At 71.4% G+C, this 17,205-nt stretch carries 15 protein-coding genes; 3 read left to right on the forward strand and 12 right to left on the reverse strand.

All coding sequences use genetic code 11. The annotated features are described in order from the left end of the window. Nucleotides 1–67 precede the first annotated feature (67 nt). The 7 genes from QSK25_RS39870 to QSK25_RS39900 all read right to left on the reverse strand — a co-directional run bounded on the left by QSK25_RS39870 (nucleotide 68) and on the right by QSK25_RS39900 (nucleotide 6,658). On the reverse strand, nucleotides 68–871 hold the full coding sequence (locus QSK25_RS39870) for an alpha/beta fold hydrolase (RefSeq protein WP_285646306.1): 804 nt from the start codon (nucleotides 869–871) through the stop codon (nucleotides 68–70). Between the two features lie 180 nt (nucleotides 872–1,051). Next, entirely contained in the window at nucleotides 1,052–1,504 is a 453-nt protein-coding gene (locus QSK25_RS39875; RefSeq protein WP_285646308.1) for a MarR family winged helix-turn-helix transcriptional regulator, read from the reverse strand. A gap of 78 nt (nucleotides 1,505–1,582) precedes the next feature. Next, nucleotides 1,583–2,089 (reverse strand): regulatory protein RecX, encoded by a 507-nt coding sequence (locus tag QSK25_RS39880; protein ID WP_285646309.1) that lies wholly within the window; start codon nucleotides 2,087–2,089, stop codon nucleotides 1,583–1,585. A gap of 13 nt (nucleotides 2,090–2,102) precedes the next feature. Further along, on the reverse strand, nucleotides 2,103–3,149 hold the full coding sequence (gene recA / locus QSK25_RS39885; RefSeq protein WP_285646310.1) for a recombinase RecA: 1,047 nt from the start codon (nucleotides 3,147–3,149) through the stop codon (nucleotides 2,103–2,105). A gap of 147 nt (nucleotides 3,150–3,296) precedes the next feature. Next, nucleotides 3,297–3,491 (reverse strand): DUF3046 domain-containing protein, encoded by a 195-nt coding sequence (locus QSK25_RS39890; RefSeq protein WP_285646311.1) that lies wholly within the window; start codon nucleotides 3,489–3,491, stop codon nucleotides 3,297–3,299. A 9-nt stretch (nucleotides 3,492–3,500) separates the two neighbouring features. After that, nucleotides 3,501–4,757 (reverse strand): MFS transporter, encoded by a 1,257-nt coding sequence (locus QSK25_RS39895; RefSeq protein ID WP_285646313.1) that lies wholly within the window; start codon nucleotides 4,755–4,757, stop codon nucleotides 3,501–3,503. Between the two features lie 53 nt (nucleotides 4,758–4,810). Beyond that, a complete protein-coding gene (locus tag QSK25_RS39900; protein WP_285646315.1) occupies nucleotides 4,811–6,658 on the reverse strand; it encodes an Hsp70 family protein in 1,848 nt (615 codons plus the stop codon). Nucleotides 6,659–6,767: 109 nt separating this feature from the next. Here QSK25_RS39900 and QSK25_RS39905 point away from each other — a divergent pair, with 109 nt between their 5' ends. Then, complete coding sequence (locus QSK25_RS39905; protein ID WP_285646317.1) at nucleotides 6,768–11,312, forward strand: ATP-dependent helicase; 4,545 nt, start codon at nucleotides 6,768–6,770, stop codon at nucleotides 11,310–11,312. Nucleotides 11,313–11,466: 154 nt separating this feature from the next. Here the strand turns inward: QSK25_RS39905 and QSK25_RS39910 are convergent, their stop codons facing one another. The 4 genes from QSK25_RS39910 to QSK25_RS39925 all read right to left on the reverse strand — a co-directional run bounded on the left by QSK25_RS39910 (nucleotide 11,467) and on the right by QSK25_RS39925 (nucleotide 14,228). Then, nucleotides 11,467–12,453 carry a 1-aminocyclopropane-1-carboxylate deaminase gene (locus QSK25_RS39910; RefSeq protein ID WP_285646318.1) on the reverse strand — a complete coding sequence of 329 codons (987 nt, stop codon included), beginning with the start codon at nucleotides 12,451–12,453 and terminating at the stop codon, nucleotides 11,467–11,469. Then, complete coding sequence (locus QSK25_RS39915) at nucleotides 12,450–13,079, reverse strand: GntR family transcriptional regulator (protein ID WP_285646320.1); 630 nt, start codon at nucleotides 13,077–13,079, stop codon at nucleotides 12,450–12,452. Before QSK25_RS39915 ends, QSK25_RS39910 begins: the two co-directional genes overlap by 4 nt. An 82-nt stretch (nucleotides 13,080–13,161) precedes the next feature. Beyond that, a complete protein-coding gene (locus QSK25_RS39920) occupies nucleotides 13,162–13,725 on the reverse strand; it encodes a GNAT family N-acetyltransferase (protein ID WP_285646322.1) in 564 nt (187 codons plus the stop codon). Then, nucleotides 13,722–14,228 (reverse strand): YbaK/EbsC family protein, encoded by a 507-nt coding sequence (locus tag QSK25_RS39925; RefSeq protein WP_285646323.1) that lies wholly within the window; start codon nucleotides 14,226–14,228, stop codon nucleotides 13,722–13,724. Before QSK25_RS39925 ends, QSK25_RS39920 begins: the two co-directional genes overlap by 4 nt. Before the next feature lie 203 nt (nucleotides 14,229–14,431). On the opposite strand from QSK25_RS39925, the gene QSK25_RS39930 reads away from it, so the two are divergent. Then, complete coding sequence (locus QSK25_RS39930) at nucleotides 14,432–14,899, forward strand: SAV_6107 family HEPN domain-containing protein (RefSeq protein WP_285646325.1); 468 nt, start codon at nucleotides 14,432–14,434, stop codon at nucleotides 14,897–14,899. Continuing rightward, entirely contained in the window at nucleotides 14,896–15,642 is a 747-nt protein-coding gene (locus QSK25_RS39935; RefSeq protein ID WP_285646328.1) for a maleylpyruvate isomerase N-terminal domain-containing protein, read from the forward strand. Before QSK25_RS39930 ends, QSK25_RS39935 begins: the two co-directional genes overlap by 4 nt. Here QSK25_RS39935 and QSK25_RS39940 read toward each other — a convergent pair. Further along, nucleotides 15,619–17,190, reverse strand: a complete 1,572-nt coding sequence (locus QSK25_RS39940) for an alkaline phosphatase D family protein (protein WP_285646330.1) — start codon at nucleotides 17,188–17,190, stop codon at nucleotides 15,619–15,621. The two genes, QSK25_RS39935 and QSK25_RS39940, sit on opposite strands and share 24 nt — an antisense overlap. Nucleotides 17,191–17,205: the final 15 nt, after the last annotated feature.

A 17,205-nucleotide genomic window follows, 5' to 3' on the forward strand; every position in this document is an offset into this window, starting at 1 on the left:
CGGCCCCAGACACGGCGAAACCGGGACGCCCCTGCCCGCGTCCCGGTTTCCCCGTCCCCAGCCGTGCTTACCGTGCGGCGCGCACGATCAGGTCAGCCACGGTGTCCGGGTGCGACACGGCCACCGAGTGCGACGCGTTCTTGACCTCGACCAGCTCACGCGCGTGGGCGCGCTCGGCCATCCACTTCGTCGCGGCGAGCGGGATGTTCTTGTCCTTGCCGGCCACCAGGAAGTACGACGGGATCGTCTTCCACGCGGGCTCACCGGCGGCCTCGTTCAGCGCGGTGTCGTTGATCGGCCGCTGGGTCGCCGCCGCGATCGTCGCGTCCTTGCGGGACACGTCGGCCGCGAACTGCTGCCAGTACTTGTCCTGCGCGATCACCAGATCGGTGGTGCCGTCACCGAGCGGGATCGGCCGCACCGCGTCCCCGAGGGTGCTGCCGGGGAACTTGTTGCTCAGCCCGAGGGCGCTCTCGCCCTTCTCCGGCGCGAACGCCGCGATGTAGACGAGCGACTTCACGTTCTTGTTGCCGGCCGCCGCGGCCGACTGGACCATGCCGCCGTAGGAGTGCCCGGCGAGCACGATCGGGCCGTCGATCGAGGCCAGCACCTGCTTCAGGTAGTTCGCGTCACCGGAGACCGAACGCAGCGGGTTCGCCACCGCCACCACCGGGAAACCCTTGCGCTGCAAGCGGTCCACCACGCCGTTCCAGCTGGACGCGTCGGCGAACGCACCGTGCACCAGCACGACCGTGGGCTTCTTGGCACCGTGCTTTTCGGCGGTCTCGTCGGCAGCGCCCGCGCTGGACGGGACAACGGCACCCAGCGCCAGCAGCGTTCCCAGGACCGCGATCACCTTGCGAACTCGCATTGCTCTCTCACTCTCTCGTCGGGCACCTTGAAGGTGTCGCATCGCGCTCGATTAGGTCGTGCACGATGTAAGTTACCCGACGAGTTACCTCGTGCGCGATGTGTTTCAGCTCACCGGTGGGTGAAGGCCCGCAGAACGACGCTCAGAACGCAGACCCGTTGTCCGGCAACGACGGTGCGCCTAGCGTTCGGCGCCGTGCTTCACGCGGTGCAGCGCCTTGCGCAGGACGGTGATCTCCTCGCTGGTCATGCCGAGGGCCTTGCCGAGCTGGTTGGTCATCTCGGCGCCGATCCACTGCAGGTCGCGGCCCTTGTCCGTGAGCTGCACGAGCACCGAGCGCTCGTCCTCGGGGTGCGTGACGCGCACCAGCAGGCCGCTCTTCTCCAGCCTCTTGATGAGCGGCGAGAGCGTGCTGTACTCCAGGTCGAGCTCCTTGACGAGCTCCCTGATCGGCCGCGAGTCCCGCTCCCACAGCAGCAGCATCACCAGGAACTGCGGATAGGTGATGCCCGCCTTGTCGAGGATCGGGCGGTAGAAGCCGGTGACCGCTCGCGACGTCGTGTAGAGGTCGAAGCAGAGCAGGTCGGAGACCGTGGGGGTCACCGCGGACGACGCGTCGGGAGTGGTGCTCACGTCAACCAGATTACTCGCGGTAGCGCCGAACTCGGTGCTACCGCGAACGCCGCCGCTCAGACGTTCCCGACTGAGCGGCTACCACGGCTCGTCGAGCGCCGACGCCTCGTCGCCCGCGTCGCGCAGCTCGTCGCGGACCACGCGGTAGGCCAGGCCTTCCGCATAACCCTTGCGCGCCAACGCTCCTACGAGGCGGCGGATCTTCGTCGTCTCGTCCACGCCGGACAGGGTGCGCAGGCGTTTGCGGACCAACTCGCGGGCGCGTTCTTCCTCCGCCTCGCTGTCGACCGCGGCGACGGCCTCGGCCACCACCTCGTCCGCCACGCCCTTGCGGCGCAGTTCCATGGCCAGGGCGCGGCGGCCCAGGCCGTTGTACGTGTGCCGGGACCGCACCCACATCTCGGCGAACTGCGCGTCGTCGATCAGGCCGGCGCGGTCGAACTTGCCGAGCACGACCTCGGCGGCACCGGCGCTGATTCCCTTGCGCAGCAGGGCGTCGTGCAGCTCCTGCCGGGAGCGGGCCCTGGCGGTGAGCAGCGCGTAGCAGATGTCCCGCGCCTTGCGCTGCTCCTCAGCCTCGTCCAAACCCCACTACCTCTTAGAACTCGACCGGCGCGGCGGGGGCCGCCTCTTCGGCGTCGAGGGTGGCGCCGATGCCGAGCTTGTCCTTGATGCGCTTCTCGACCTCGTTGGCGATGTCCGGGTTGTCCAGCAGGAACTTGCGGGCGTTCTCCTTGCCCTGGCCCAGCTGGTCGCCCTCGTAGGTGTACCAGGCACCGGACTTGCGCAGGATGCCCTGGTCGACGCCCATGTCGATGAGCGAGCCCTCGCGGGAGACGCCCTTGCCGTAGAGGATGTCGAACTCGGCCTGCTTGAACGGCGGCGCGACCTTGTTCTTCACGACCTTGACCCTGGTGCGGTTGCCGACGGGCTCGCCGCCGTCCTTCAGGGTCTCGATGCGGCGCACGTCCAGACGCACGGAGGCGTAGAACTTCAGCGCCTTACCACCGGTCGTGGTCTCCGGGGAGCCGAACATCACGCCGATCTTCTCACGCAGCTGGTTGATGAAGATCGCGGTCGTGTTGGACGCGCTGAGCGCACCCGTGATCTTGCGCAGCGCCTGGCTCATCAGGCGGGCCTGCAGACCGACGTGGTTGTCACCCATCTCGCCCTCGATCTCGGCGCGCGGCACGAGGGCGGCGACCGAGTCGATGACCAGGATGTCGAGCGCGCCGGAGCGGACCAGCATGTCCGCGATCTCGAGCGCCTGCTCACCGGTGTCGGGCTGGGAGACCAGCAGTGCGTCGGTGTCGACGCCCAGCCGCTTCGCGTACTCCGGGTCGAGGGCGTGCTCCGCGTCGATGAACGCGGCGATGCCGCCGGCCTTCTGGGCGTTCGCGACGGCGTGCAGGGCGACGGTGGTCTTACCGGAGGACTCAGGACCGTAGATCTCGACGACGCGACCCTTCGGCAGACCGCCGATGCCGAGCGCCACGTCCAGCGCGATCGCGCCGGTCGGGATCACCTCGATCGGGGCCCGGCCCTCCTCGCCGAGGCGCATCACGGAGCCCTTGCCGAACTGCTTGTCGATCTGCGCCAGGGCCAGCTCGAGCGCTTTGTCCCGGTCGGGTGCTGCGGGTGCCATCTTGGGTCCACCTTTTGTCGTCTGCCGTTGCTTCGTCATGTTGGACCTGACGCTACTGGCGGGGTCTGACAATTCTGCGAAGCCGGGGGTCGCGGCCACTGTAGCCGAACACGTGTTCGAGCACACGTGACACTCCGAACCGGCTGCTCAACGACGATTTTCAGGAACTTCGAACGCGTTGCAGACCGCGATCCAGACCTCTTTCGCGCCGATCCCGGCCTCCAGTGCCTGGTCCGCGGTGCGGCCGCCGAGCGACGACAGGACGTGGTCGTGGGCGATCATCTCGGCCCTGACCTGGCCGAACTCCCCCGCCATGAGTTTGCGGAACATGGTGATGCGCACCGGGAGACCCTAACGAACGGGCCTGCGCAGTGAGGTCAGCAGGCACACGACGAGCAACGGCAGCGCGGTGAACCCGACGATCAGCCCGAGCGCCGCGTACGACCACGCCGTCACGACGACGCCGGACACCGCTCCCCCGATGGCGCCACCGACGTTCATCACCAGATCGGACAGACCCTGCGCCGCGGGCCGGTCGTCCACCGGCACGGACTCGGTCAGCAGCGCCGAGCCCGCCACCAGCCCGGCCGACCAGCCGAACCCGAGCAGCGCGAGTCCCGCGGCGAGCTGCGGCGCGTCGTGCGAGGGCGCCATCCCGGCGACCCCGGAGGCCGCCACCACCAGCGACGCGCCGATCGCGAGCACCGGCACGCGCCCGATCTTGTCCGCCATCCACCCGAACAACGGGCTGGCGGCGTACATCGCGGCGACGTGCAGGCTGATCACGACGCCGACGACGCGCAACGACGACCCGGCGTGGTTCATGTGCACCGGTGTCATCGACATCAGCCCGACCATCGCGGTGTGGCACAACATCACACCAACGAGTGCGAGCCGGGCCATGGGACCGAGTGATCCCCAGATCTTCAGGCCACCGGGAGTGGCGCTCGATCCCCCTGCGCAGTGGGCGGATTCAACCGGTCGTGTGCTCTTCACGACGACCAGCGGGTCCGGCCGCAGTCCGAACTGGATCACCAGCACGGCGGCGCCGAGCACGACGGCCGCGAGCAGGAACGGGCCCACGCCCGCCGGCAGGCCGAGGGCGCCGGCCGCGCGTCCGGCGGGGTCGGCGAGGTTCGGGCCGATGACCGCGCCGATCATGGCCGCCCACACGACGCGGGAGAGTTCGCGGGCGCGGCGGTGCGGGTGCGCGAGGTCCGTCGCGGCGTAGCGGGCCGCGTAGTTCGCGCTGGACGCCCCGCCGAACAGGAGCAGGCCGACCAGCAGCACCTGCCACAGTCCGAGGCCCACGGCGACGGCGGCGATCACCGCGCCGAGCCCGCCCATGCCGTAGCCGAGGACGAGCGCGGGACGACGCCCGCCGCGTTGCGCGAGCCGGGCGCCGGGCAGGGCCAGCAACGCCGCTCCGGCCACGGCCGCCGTCTGCGCGAGGCCGCCGACGGCCTCGGACCCGGAGAGCGAGGCGGCGATCAGCGTGCTGAACGCGAGGCCGATCGTCACCGCCGCCGACCCCAGGACCTGGGTGCCGGTCAGCACGCGGACGACCTTGCGCTGCACGCGTTCGACCTGCGGCGCGACGGTCACCATGATCACGATCGTGGCACGGCCGGACCTCGCTGCGACAGGTCCATCGGGGGCGGTTACTCGCCCGGTTGCACCGACTTCTCGAAGAAATCGGCCATTTCGTCCGGCTTGAGCTCGTCGGCGTTCTCCTCGGCGTTCTTGGTGAGGATGCCGAACATGGGGCGGTCCTTGGCCCGGAACACGAGCACGCCGGTGCCGCTGGAGGTGGCCGCGCGGTAGTCGCCCTGCAGGCCGTTGCCGGTCCAGTCGGCCTCGACGCGGTCGGTCTGGAACGACTTGGTGATGGCGTCGGCGTTGTTCTCCGCGCCCGTGACGCTGTCGGTGAGGATGTACTGCACCGCGTAGCCGTCGCGGATCGTGCAGCTCACGACGGTGCCCTTGATCTCCTCCATGCCGGTGATCTGCGCGGAGTCGGCCTTCTCGCACCCGCCGCCGTCGGGCACGTGGCCCGCGAGCTGGCGCAGGCACTTCGTGAAGCCCTGCTCGTCCTGCGAGACGTCGTCCTTGCACTCGTCGGCGCTCGGCAGGTTCGGGCCGGACAGCGCGACGGTCGCGCCGATGATCGCCGCGACCGCGACGACGGCCGCGCCGACGCCGATGAAGACCTTCTTGGTGTTCTTCTTGGGCGCCTGCTGCTGCGGGAAGTTCGCGGGGTAGCTGCCGCTGACGTTCGGGTTCGGGTACGGGCTGGTGAGCTGGTAGGTGCCGCTCGCCGAGTACGCGCCGCTCGGGTAGGACCCGCTCGGATACGAGCCGCTGACCACCGGGTTCGGGCCGCTGACGTTCGGGTTCACCGGGTGCGGCCCGGTCACGGCGGGGCTGACCGGCGCGGTCACGACCGTGGGCGGTTCGACGAACTTGGGCTTGTCGTCCTCGGTCTTGAGCGTGATCATCTCGCGGTCCACGACCTGCGCGCCGGACGCGACGATCGTCTCCGGGTGGTCGGGGTTGGTCGGGACGATGCCGACCTTCTCCGCGATCATCTGCGCGACCAGCGGCATCCGGCAGGAGCCGCCGACGAGGTAGACGTGCTCGGGCGTGACCCCGGCCCTGCGGACCGCGGAGATCAGGACCTCGGTGGTGCGGATCAGGCTCGACCTGACCAGCCCCTCCAGCTCGGCGCGGGTGATGACGACCTTCTCGAACGGCTCCGGCATCAGGACCTCGACCTGGGGCAGCTCGGAGAGGTCCTCCTTCGCCAGGCGCAGTTCCTCGCGCAGGCCCAGGCGCGCGCGGTGGTCGTCGATCGTGGTGGGGCGCAGCAGCCGCTGCCAGCCGGCCGGGTCCTTGTGCGACACCATGCGGCCGATGTGCTCGAGCAGCGCCTGGTCGATGTCGAGACCGCCGACGTCGCTGAGGCTGCCGTCGGCGAGGATGCGGTGCTGGGCGTCGAGCACGGAGACGTCGAACGTGTCGGCGCCGAAGTCGTAGACGGCGAGCGGGCGGCCGCCGCCGAGCGAGGCCACCGCGATGGCCTCGGGCACCGGCACGAGCTCGCCGGTCATGCCCGCGAGGCGCGCGGAGGACAGCAGCCTGTTGCGCCTGCTCGGCCCCCACTCGGCCGGGTGCGTCAGGCGGATCTCGTCGAGGTGCTCGCCCTTCAGCAGCGCCGTCACGGCCTCCATCACGCGTGCGTAGATGGCCGCGAGCGCGTCGTTGACCGGCAGGTTCTGCTCGCCGAGCTTGATCGTCGCCTTGTCGATGTGGCGCTTGGGGTTGGCCTCGTAGCGCGACGGGTCCTCGCGGGAGCGCCGCTCCGCCTCTCTGCCGACGCGCAGGGAGCCGTCCTCGTCGAGGTAGACGGACGAGGGCATCGTCGGCCCCCCGTCCACATCCACGACTCCGTGGTCGGACAGCACCGCAACCGTGTTGGCGGTGCCCAGGTCGACGGACAGGACGCGCACCGTGCTCCCCTCGCAGGACGTACGGGGTGATCGTGCCACAGCGGCCTCTGCCGGGTGCTCGGACCTGCGTAATCAGAAATTGTCGGACCCCGGCGTCATGATGGTCGCCATGGACGTGATGGAGGCATTCTCACCGGCGACCAGGCAGTGGTTCGCCGGGGCCTTCGCCGCGCCCACCCAGGCGCAGACGGGGGCATGGGCGGCCGCGGCGGCGGGCGAGCACGCGCTGGTCATCGCCCCGACGGGCTCGGGCAAGACGCTGGCGGCGTTCCTGTGGGCGCTCGACCGGCTGGCGTCGTCGCCTCCCGTCGCGGAGCCGAAACGCCGGTGCCGGGTGCTGTACGTGTCGCCGTTGAAGGCGCTGGCGGTGGACGTCGAACGCAACCTGCGCGCGCCGCTCACCGGGATCCGGCAGGCCTCGCAGCGGCTGGGGCTCGCGGAGCCGTCGATCACGGTCGGCATGCGCACGGGTGACACGTCGCCGGAGGAGCGCCGGGCGTTCGGGCGCACCCCGCCCGACGTGCTGGTGACGACGCCGGAGTCGTTGTTCCTGCTGCTCACGTCGTCGGCGCGGGAGTCGCTGCGCGGCGTGGAGACGGTGATCGTCGACGAGGTGCACGCGGTGGCGGGCACCAAGCGCGGCGCGCACATGGCGTTGTCACTCGAACGGCTGGACGCGTTGCTGGAGCGGCCGGCGCAGCGGATCGGGTTGTCCGCGACGGTGCGGCCGGTCGAGGAGATCAGCACGTTCCTGTCCGGCGGGCGGCCGATCACGGTCGTGCAGCCGAAGACGCCGAAGACCATCCAGGTCGAGGTGGAGGTGCCGGTCGAGGACATGACGCTGCTCGGCCAGCCGACGGGCGAGGTGTCGGGGTCGGCCGCCGGCGCCGAGCAACGCACCTCCATCTGGCCGTCGGTCGAGGCGCGGGTGCTGGAACTGGTGCGGGCCCACCGGTCGACGATCGTGTTCGCGAACTCGCGGCGGCTCGCGGAACGGCTGACCGCGCGCCTGAACGAACTCGCCGAGGAGGCCGCGGAGCTCGAGTCCTTCCCGGCGGAGGCGATCGGGCAGTCGGGCATGACGGTGCAGAAGACGGCGTCCGTCGCCCGCGCGCACCACGGGTCCATGTCGCGTGAGCAGCGCACGGCCGTGGAAGAGGACCTGAAGTCGGGCCGGTTGCCGTGCGTGGTGGCCACGTCGTCGCTGGAGCTCGGCATCGACATGGGTGCGGTCGACCTGGTGGTGCAGGTCGAGGCGCCGCCGTCGGTCGCCTCCGGCCTGCAGCGCGTCGGCCGGGCCGGGCACCAGGTGGGCGCGGTGTCGCGGGGCGTGATGTTCCCGAAGTTCCGCGGCGACCTGGTGTCGTGCGCGGTGGTGGCGGAACGGATGCGCGACGGCGCGATCGAGGCCGTGAAGTTCCCGCGCAACCCGCTCGACGTGCTGGCGCAGCACGTCGTCGCCATGGTGGCGATGGAGTCGTGGCTCGTCTCCGACCTGACGGCGCTGGTGCGGCGGGCGGCGCCGTTCGCCGGGCTGCCGGACTCGGCGATGGACGCGGTGCTCGACATGCTGTCGGGCCGCTACCCGTCCGAGGAGTTCGGCGAACTGAGGCCGCGGATCACCTGGGACCGGGTGAACTCCGAACTGCGCGGCCGGCCGGGCTCGCAGCGGCTGGCGGTCACCTCCGGCGGCACGATCCCCGACCGGGGGCTGTTCGCGGTCATGACCCCGGCCTCGGAGAACGGCCCCGGCTCGCGCGTCGGCGAGCTCGACGAGGAGATGGTCTACGAGTCCCGCGTCGGCGACACGTTCCTGCTGGGCACGTCGTCGTGGCGGGTCGAGGACATCACGCACGACCGGGTGATCGTGGTGCCCGCGCCGGGGCAGCCCGCGCGGATGCCGTTCTGGAAGGGCGACGCGCCGGGCCGTCCGCTGGAACTCGGCCGGGCGATGGGGAAGTTCCTGCGCGAAGTGTCCACGATGGAGGACGCGGCGGCCCGGGAACGGGCCGCGTCGGCCGGTCTGGACGAGTGGGCGACGGACAACCTGCTCGCGTACCTGGGCGAGCAGCGGGAGGCGACCCGGCACGTCCCGAACGACAGAGTCGTTCTGGTGGAACGGTTCCGCGACGAACTGGGCGACTGGCGGCTCGTCGTGCACTCGCCGTTCGGTGCTCAGGTGAACGCGCCGTGGGCGTTGGCGATCGCGGCCCGGCTGCGGGAGAAGCGCGGCGTCGAGGTGCAGGCGGCGCACTCCGACGACGGCATCGTGCTGCGGCTGCCGGACGCTTTGGACTACGAGGGCGCGGAGGTGACGGCGAGCGCCGAGGACGTGCTGCTCGACCCGGACGAGGTCGAGCAGATCGTGGTCGCGGAGGTGGGCGGCTCGGCGTTGTTCGCGGCCCGGTTCCGCGAGTGCGCGGCCCGGTCGTTGCTGCTGCCCCGCCGCGATCCGCGCCGCCGCACGCCGTTGTGGCAGCAGCGGCAGCGGTCGGCGCAGCTGCTGTCGGTCGCCTCGAAGTACGAGCGCTTCCCGGTGGTGCTGGAGGCGATGCGCGAGTGCCTGCAGGACGTCTACGACGTGCCGGGCCTGCGCGAGCTGATGTCGGACGTCCGCGCGCGGCGGGTGCGGGTGGTCGAGGTGGAGACGCAGTCGCCGTCGCCGTTCGCCCGCAGCCTGCTCTTCGGGTACGTCGGCATGTTCCTCTACGAACTCGACGCGCCGCTGGCCGAACGGCGCGCGGCGGCGTTGTCGCTCGACTCGACGCTGCTCGCGGAACTCCTGGGCTCCGAGGCGATCCGCGAACTGCTCGACCCGGACGTGGTGACCGAGGTCGAACGCGCGTTGCAGCGGCTGAGCGAGGACAGGCGCCCCCGGCACGCCGAGGACACCGCGGACCTGTTGCGGTTCCTGGGAGATCTCTCCGACGCCGAGGCGCTGGAGCGGGGTGTGCCCCGCGAGTGGCTCGACGAACTGCTGGCGCAACGCCGGGCGATCCGGGTCCGCATCGCGGGCGAGGAGCGCACGATCGCGATCGAGGACGCGGGCCGGGTCCGCGACGCTCTGGGCGTGGCCCTGCCGGTGGGCGTGCCGGAGGCGTTCACCGAACCGGTGGCGGACCCGTTGGGCGACCTGCTGAGCCGTTACGCCCGCACGCACGGCCCGTTCCCCGCCGCGGAACCCGCCGCCCGTTTCGGTCTGGGCGTGGCCGTGGTGACGGCCGTGCTGGAACGGATGGCCGCGACCGGCCGCCTGGTGCGCGGCGAACTGCGCCCCGGCGGCACGCACACCGAGTACTGCGACGCGGACGTCCTGCGCCGGCTGCGCCGGGCCTCCCTGGCGCTGCTGCGCTCCGAGGTCGAACCGGTGGAGCCGGCGGCCCTGGGCCGGTTCCTGCCGCAGTGGCACGGCCTGGGCCGCCGCCTGCGCTCGGCCCCGACGATCGACGACGTCTTCTCGGTGGTGGAACAGCTGGCGGGCGCCCCGCTCCCGGCGAGCGCGCTGGAGTCCCTGCTGCTGCCGTCGCGCCTGCCCGGCTACTACCCGGCGTTGCTGGACGAGCTGACGGCGTCCGGCGAGGTGACCTGGACCGGCTGCGGTGCCCTGAGCGGCGGTGACGGCTGGATCGCGCTGGCCCCCACCGATGTGGCCGACCTCCTGCTGCCCGACCTGGTGCAGGAGTCGGTCCCGGAGTCGCCGCTGCACACCGCCGTCCTGGAGGCGCTGGCGGGCGGCGCCCTGTTCTTCCGCCAGGTGGTGGACCGGGCCTCGCTGTCGGTGGCGTGCACCGACGCAGAGGTGGTCGGCACCCTCTGGGACCTGGTGTGGGCGGGCCTGGTCACCAACGACACCCTGTCCCCCTTGCGCGCCATGGTCTCCGGCGGCGGAGCGGCCCACAAACCCCGCCGGGCGGTTCCGCGTGGTCGCTACGCCCGCCTGCGAGCGGCTCGCCCGGACATGCCGTCCCGCAGCGGCCCGCCCACCGCCGCGGGCCGCTGGTCCCTGGCCGTGGTCCCGGCCCAGGACCCGACCCGTCGCGCCCACGCCAGGGCGGAGGCGTTCCTGGAACGCCACGGCGTCCTGACCAGGGGCGCCCTCGACACCGAGCGGGTGACGGGCGGCTTCAGCGGCGTCTACAAGGTGCTGCGCGCGATGGAGGAGTCCGGCCAGGTGATCCGCGGCTACGTGGTCGAAGGCCTGGGCGCGGCCCAGTTCGCGGCCCGGGGCGCCGTCGACCGCATGCGAGCCCTCTCCCGCCCACCGGGCCAGTCACCGGCGTCCGACCAGGAAGCGGTGGTCCTGGCCGCGGCCGACCCGGCCCAGCCCTACGGGGCGGCCCTGTCCTGGCCGGACCCGCTCGGCGAGGGCAAACACCGGCCGGCCCGCAAAGCAGGGGCGCTGGCCGTCCTGGTGGACGGCACCCCGGCCCTCTACGTCGAGAGAGGAGGCAAGTCCCTGCTGTCGTTCACCGACGACGAGCCCACCCTCCGCACCGCCGCCAACGCCCTCAGCCGGGCGGTCCGCGACGGCTGGCTGGGCCAGCTGGCGGTCCAGCGAGCCGACGGCGAGGTGGCCCTGACCTCCCACCTGGCCACGGTCCTGCAGGAGGCGGGCTTCCGCGCCACCCCGAAGGGCCTGCGGCTGCGCGCCTGACGACCGATCCCACCTGCTGCCCGGCCACACCGCCGGGGTCCACCGCCGGACCACGGCGGTCTCGCCGCAACCGCCCCAACGCTCGCGAAATGCCTTGCCGCACCGGCGTTTCGGGCGCCTGCCACGATCGTGCCGCAGGACGCCTGGGCGTGTCCTAGGCGGGGAACAGCGAGCTGTAGGCGTTCAGGGCCGGCTGGCCGCCCAGGTGGGCGTAGAGGACGGTCGAGTCGCGGCCGATCTCGCCCGATGACACGAGGTGGATGAGCCCTGCCAGGGACTTCCCCTCGTAGACCGGGTCGGTGATCATGCCTTCGAGGCTCGCGCCGAGGCGCATGGCGTCCACGGTGGACTCGTCGGCGATGCCGTAGGTGCCGGCGTGGAAGCGGTCGTCGAGGAGGATGTCCTCTTCGGACACCGTGACCTCGCGGAGCTTGGCGGTGTTGTGGGCGATGCGGGTGATCTGGTCGAGGGTCTCGGCGGGCTTGGCGGAGGCGTCGATGCCCAGCACCCGGCGGCCGCTCTCGCCGGCGAAGCCCGCGACCATGCCCGCCTGGGTGCTGCCGGTGACGGAGCAGACGACGATGGTGTCGAAGAAGACGCCGAGCTGTGCTTCCTGCAGGCGGACCTCGTCGGCCCAGTTGGCGAAGCCCATGCCGCCGAGCGGGTGGTCGGAGGCGCCGGCCGGGATCGGGTAGGGCTTGCCGCCGGAGGCGCGAACCTCTTCGATCGCCTGTTCCCAGGCGGGTTTGACGCCGATGCCGAACTCGGCGCTGACCAGCCGGACGTCGGCTCCCATCATGCGGCTGAGCAGGATGTTGCCGACCCGGTCGCTGCCGGTGTCGGCCCAGTCGACCCAGCTCTCCTGCACCAGTACGGCCTTCAGGCCGGCTCGGGCCGCGGCGGCGGCGACCTGGCGGGTGTGGTTGGACTGGATGCCGCCGATGGAGACGAGGGTGTCGCAGCCGGTGGCCAGGGCGTCGGCGACTAGGTACTCGAGTTTGCGGGTCTTGTTGCCGCCGTAGGCGAGGCCGGAGTTGCAGTCCTCGCGCTTCGCCCAGACCGCGGCGCCGCCCAGGTGGGTGGTCAGGCGGTCGAGGCGGTGGACGGGCGAGGGGCCGAAGAGCAGCGGGAATCTGTTCACAGTTCCTCCTTGAGGGTGCTCCAGTTCTCATCGGCCAGCGCGGCGGCCCGGAGGTCGTCGCCCTTCTCACAGGCCTCGATGATCTGCTGGTGCTGCGTCACGGAGTGGCGCGCGTGCGGCGAGGAGAAGCGGCTGTGCTCGAGCCTGCGCACCAGCGGGGTGTAGCGGTCGATGGTCGCGGTGACGGCGAAGTTGTCGCAGCAGCGGACGGCGACGGCGTGGAACTCGTCGTCGGCGGCCAGCGCGGCGGTGGCGTCGTCGGCGTCGAGCGCGGCCTGGAAGGCCTTGTTCGCGGCGCGCATCGCGGTGATGTCTTCGGCCGTCATCTTCGGCACGGCGATGCCGATCGCGAGAGAGTGCATGGACTGCACGACGACGAGGGCGTCGCGCACGGGTTCCGCTTCCAGTGCGGTGACCCGCGTGTAGGCGTGCGGCTTGGTCTCGACCAGGCCCTCGTCGGTCAGCGTGGCGAGCGCCTCGCGCACCGGGGTGCGGGACAGGCCGAGCTTCTCGGCGAGTTCGACGTCCTTGATCGGCGTGCCCGGTTCGAGGTCGCCGCGCACGATGGCCGTCCGGATCTCGGCCGCCGCCCGCTCCTTCAGTGACCCATATCCAATATATTGCATATTGGTGAGAGTAGGGCGAGAGCTGGGTGATCGCAACAAAAAGCCCCCGAGCCACAGGACTCGGGGGCGGCGGAGCGCGGGGTCAGACGACCGGGAGCGTGCGGCCGAGCACCGCGAACGGGCGCGGGTCGCCGGTGAACTGGTAGTGGCGCAGGACGTCGACGAAGCCGACGCGGCGGTAGAGCTTCCACGCCTTGCTCGGGCCTTCGGGCGTGGAGAGCAGCACGCGGGAGGACGGCACGCCCTCCATCAAGCGGCGCAGCAGGTCCTCGCCGAGGCCGCGGCCCTGGGCGCGCGGCAGCACGTGCAGTTCGGTGAGCTCGAAGTAGTCGGTGAGCCACTCCTCGACGACGGGCGGCGGCGAGACCTGCATCAGGCCGCGCCGCACCTGCTCGTGCCACCACTGACCGGACGCGCCGCGGTAGCCGTAGCCGATGCCGACGAGTTCGTCCTGCTCGCCCAGCGCGACGACGCAGCGCCAGTCCTCGCGCATCATGTGCGCGAGCCACATCGGGGCGCGCTGCTCCACGGTGCCGGGCGGGTAGTTCATGGCCGTCACGTACAGGGCGAGGGCCTCGCCCAGCCGCACGTTCAACTCCTGGGCGGTGAACTCGACGATGCGCTCCAGGCGCGGCGACGCCGTCACGCCGGCACCGCCCCGGAAACAGCCACCGCGGCGACGCGGCCACCGGTCAGTTCCACCAGGTCCGCGAACGTCGTCGGGTAGACGGCGTGCGGATGACCCGCGGCGGCCCAGATCTCGGTGTAGCCGGAGAGGGACTCGTCGACGAGGGTCTCGATCGGCGCCGGGTGCCCGACCGGCGAGACGCCGCCGATCACCTGGCCCGTGTGCTCGCGGACGAACTCGGGGTCGGCGCGCTTGACGGCGTCCGCGCCCACGAGCGCGGCGATCAGCGACGTGTCCGCGCGGTGCGCGCCCGACGTCAGCACGAGCAGAGGAGCGGCCTCGCCGTCGCGCACGGCGGCGAAGACCAGGCTGTTCGCAATCGCGCCCGCCTCCACGCCCACCGCCTGCGCCGCGGCCGCCGCTGTCCGCACGGCGTCCGGCAGCACGACGATGCGTTCGGCGGTGGCGGGCGGCAGGGATTCCGCGACCCTGCGGATTCCGGGGTGTTCGAGCGCACTCACGTCTCCATCAGACCACGACTCGCGCCCACGTGGTGGGGCGGGTTGAGGAATCCATCGGCCGGGAGCTACGCTGAGGGGGACTCGAACATGTGTTCGAGTCTCACCATGCCTCGGAGGTGGGGTGGGGGAAGCACCCCACCTCCGAGAGCCGCCGGCTTCCCCTCGGCGGTGACGTCGTTCGCCGACGCCACGAGGAGGCCGAGATGACAGCCGAACTTTCGAATCCGGCAGCCTTCCCAGTCGCCGTCCCGATTCCGTTGCCCATACCGAGGCCACAACCGTTACCCCTGTCGTTGCCGCCCGCGTCCGCGCTGGCGTTGCTGCGGCAGGCCCACGACTCGCTCGCCGAGGCGGAACGCGCGCCCGAGGCCTCCGAGCGGTTCGCGACCGCCTACCTCGCCGCGTTGCGGGCCGCCGCTGCGGTGCTCGCGCTGCGCGGACGCCCTCATCGCGGGCGTTCCCGGCCGACCAGCGCGTGGGTGCTGCTCACCGCGATCGCGCCGGAACTCGGTGAGTGGGCGGCGTTCTTCGCGTCGTGGTCGTCCACGCGGGCGGCCGTGCTCGCGGGCATCACCCGGCACGTCGACGCGCGCACGGCCGACGACCTGGTGCGCCAGACCGCTCAGTTCGTGACGCTCGTCGACCGCGTGATGAGCGAGGCGCGGAGGTGAACCACCTGGAAGTGCTCCGCCACGAGGCGGAGCTGCTGGCCATGTCCGCGATCGGCCAGCCACCGCACAAGGGCGTGCCGGCCTGTCCCGGACTGAACCTCGGGGAGACCGTGCGGCACGTCGGCGGCGGTTACCGCGGTGCGCTGGCGTGGATGGACCTGGGCCGCGAACCCGAACCCGGCGAGTGGCAGGACTACCCGGAACCCGGCGCCGACCCGCTGGAGTTCATGCGCACGGGAGCGCAGGCCGTGATCGCCCGGCTCGAAGCGCACGACGAGGACGAACCATGCGCGACGTGGTGGCCGCAGCAGCAGAACCACGGGTTCTGGCGACGCCGGCTCGCGCACGAGACGACGCTGCACCGCATGGACGTCCAGGGCGCCGCGGGCATGGAGGTCGGCGCCGTCACCGACGAGGTGGCGGTCGACGGCGTCGACGAGGTGCTCACGTTGTGGCTGGGCCACAAGCTGGACGTGCTCGGGGTGCTGGGATCGCGGGACAGCCTCGTCGCGATCGGGGTGGAGGACCACCTGTGGCTCACGCGCTGCGGTCCGCAGGGTGCGTCGGCGTGGCGCGTCGTCGACCCGGAGGACGCGCACCTCGCCGACGCCCAGGTGTCGGCGAGCCCGATGACGATGTACCGCTGGCTGTGGGGCCGGTTGCCCGACCGGATGGTCGAGACGATCGGCGACCACGACGCGATCGCGCAGCTGTGGGCGCTACTGCGGCTCGCGACCAAGTGACACCGAGGCGGTCTCCCCGCCCGTTGCCGAGATGAGGCGGTAACGGGCGCGGCGGCCGTCGAAGTCCAGCAACGCCACGGAGTTCCCGAAGTGCGGGCCGCTGGTCTTGCGCCAGTGCACCAGGTCCTGCGGCACCCCCACGAACGTCGCGAGCCGCCGGAACACCTTCGAGGCCGGCCGCGACCACGACAGCCGGAACCCCGGCCGCAGGATCTTCGGCGCCTCGTTGTGGATCGGCGAGCACACCAGCTGCGCGACGAACGCCTTGGTGGGCCTGGCGAACTCGGCTTCGGCGACATAGCTGTGGTGGACGTCGCCGGACAGCACGCACACCGTCGCGGCGCCGTTGTTCCCGGCCTTCTCGATCATGCGGGAGAGCCGGTCGAACGACGCGCGGAACGCGGGCCAGTGCTCCAGGTCGACGGCCTGCCGGATCTTCTCGGCGGCCCAGCCCTGCCAGCCCGGTTTCTGCGCGCCGATCTCGTTGATGGACTGGATGTGGCTGAGCGCGTGCGGCATCAGCCACGGCAGCGACGACCCGATCAGCAGGTGGTCGTACTCGTCGTCGTGCTCGGTGTTGCGCTCGATCCAGGCGAACTCGTCGTCGCTCACCATCTGCCGGGCGCCCTCGTCGAGGATGCGGCCGCAGCGCGTGTCGACCATGAGCAGCCGGGCCCTGCCGAAGTCGCGGCGGAAGCTCCACCACGTCGACTTGCGGCCGTCCACCTCCTTGTCGGCGGCCTCGGCGAACTCCTCCAGCAACGGCAGCACGTCCGTGTCCTGGGCCTTCACCTTGGCGTACAAGGGATCCTTCGCCAGCTCGGCCGGGCTGAGGTTGCCCAGGTGCTGGTAGACCCAGTACGAGGCGATGGCGCCGCGGACCCTGTCCTTCCACCACGGCTTGTCGGCCATCTGCTTGCGCCACGTCTCCGAGGTGTTCCAGTCGTCGCGCACGTCGTGGTCGTCGAAGATCATCGCGGTGGGCACGACGGACAGCAGCCAGCGGATCTCCGGGTCGCCCCAGGTCTCGTGGTAGAGCCGGGCGTACTCACCGAAGTGGACGACCTCGCCGTCGGGTTCCTCGGTGCCGTCACGACGCTTCTTCAGCCACTGCTTGGTTTCCTCGGTCGGCTCGTCCGCGTAGACCTGGTCGCCCAGCAGGATCATGGCCTGCGGCCACTCCTGCTCCGGTGTCTTCATCAGCCGTTGCGCGAACGCGTCCAGCGCGTCGGGCCCGAGCGGCTGGGTGGGAGCGGCGCGGCAGGAACCGAAGGCGATCCGGCGGACCTCGGTGGTGCGGATGACGGGTTTCGGGAACTCGCTGCCGGGTTCCGGCCAGACGAGTTCGTCGTCGAGCGTGACCTCGTACTCGGTGCGTGGCCCCAGATCTTCCAGCCGCACGAGCGCGAAGTGCTGATCACCCGCCTGGAACGTGCGCGCGGTACGTCCGTTCACCGCGACCTCGCACGACGAGTCGGTCTCGACCCACACCGTCGCGGACGTTGCGTCGACATACCTGAGGAGAGGTCCGAGCACCAGCTTCGCCACGCGCGAGACAGTACC

Source organism: Lentzea sp. NBRC 102530 (genome assembly GCF_030269365.1).
Taxonomy (GTDB): Bacteria; Actinomycetota; Actinomycetes; order Mycobacteriales; family Pseudonocardiaceae; genus Lentzea.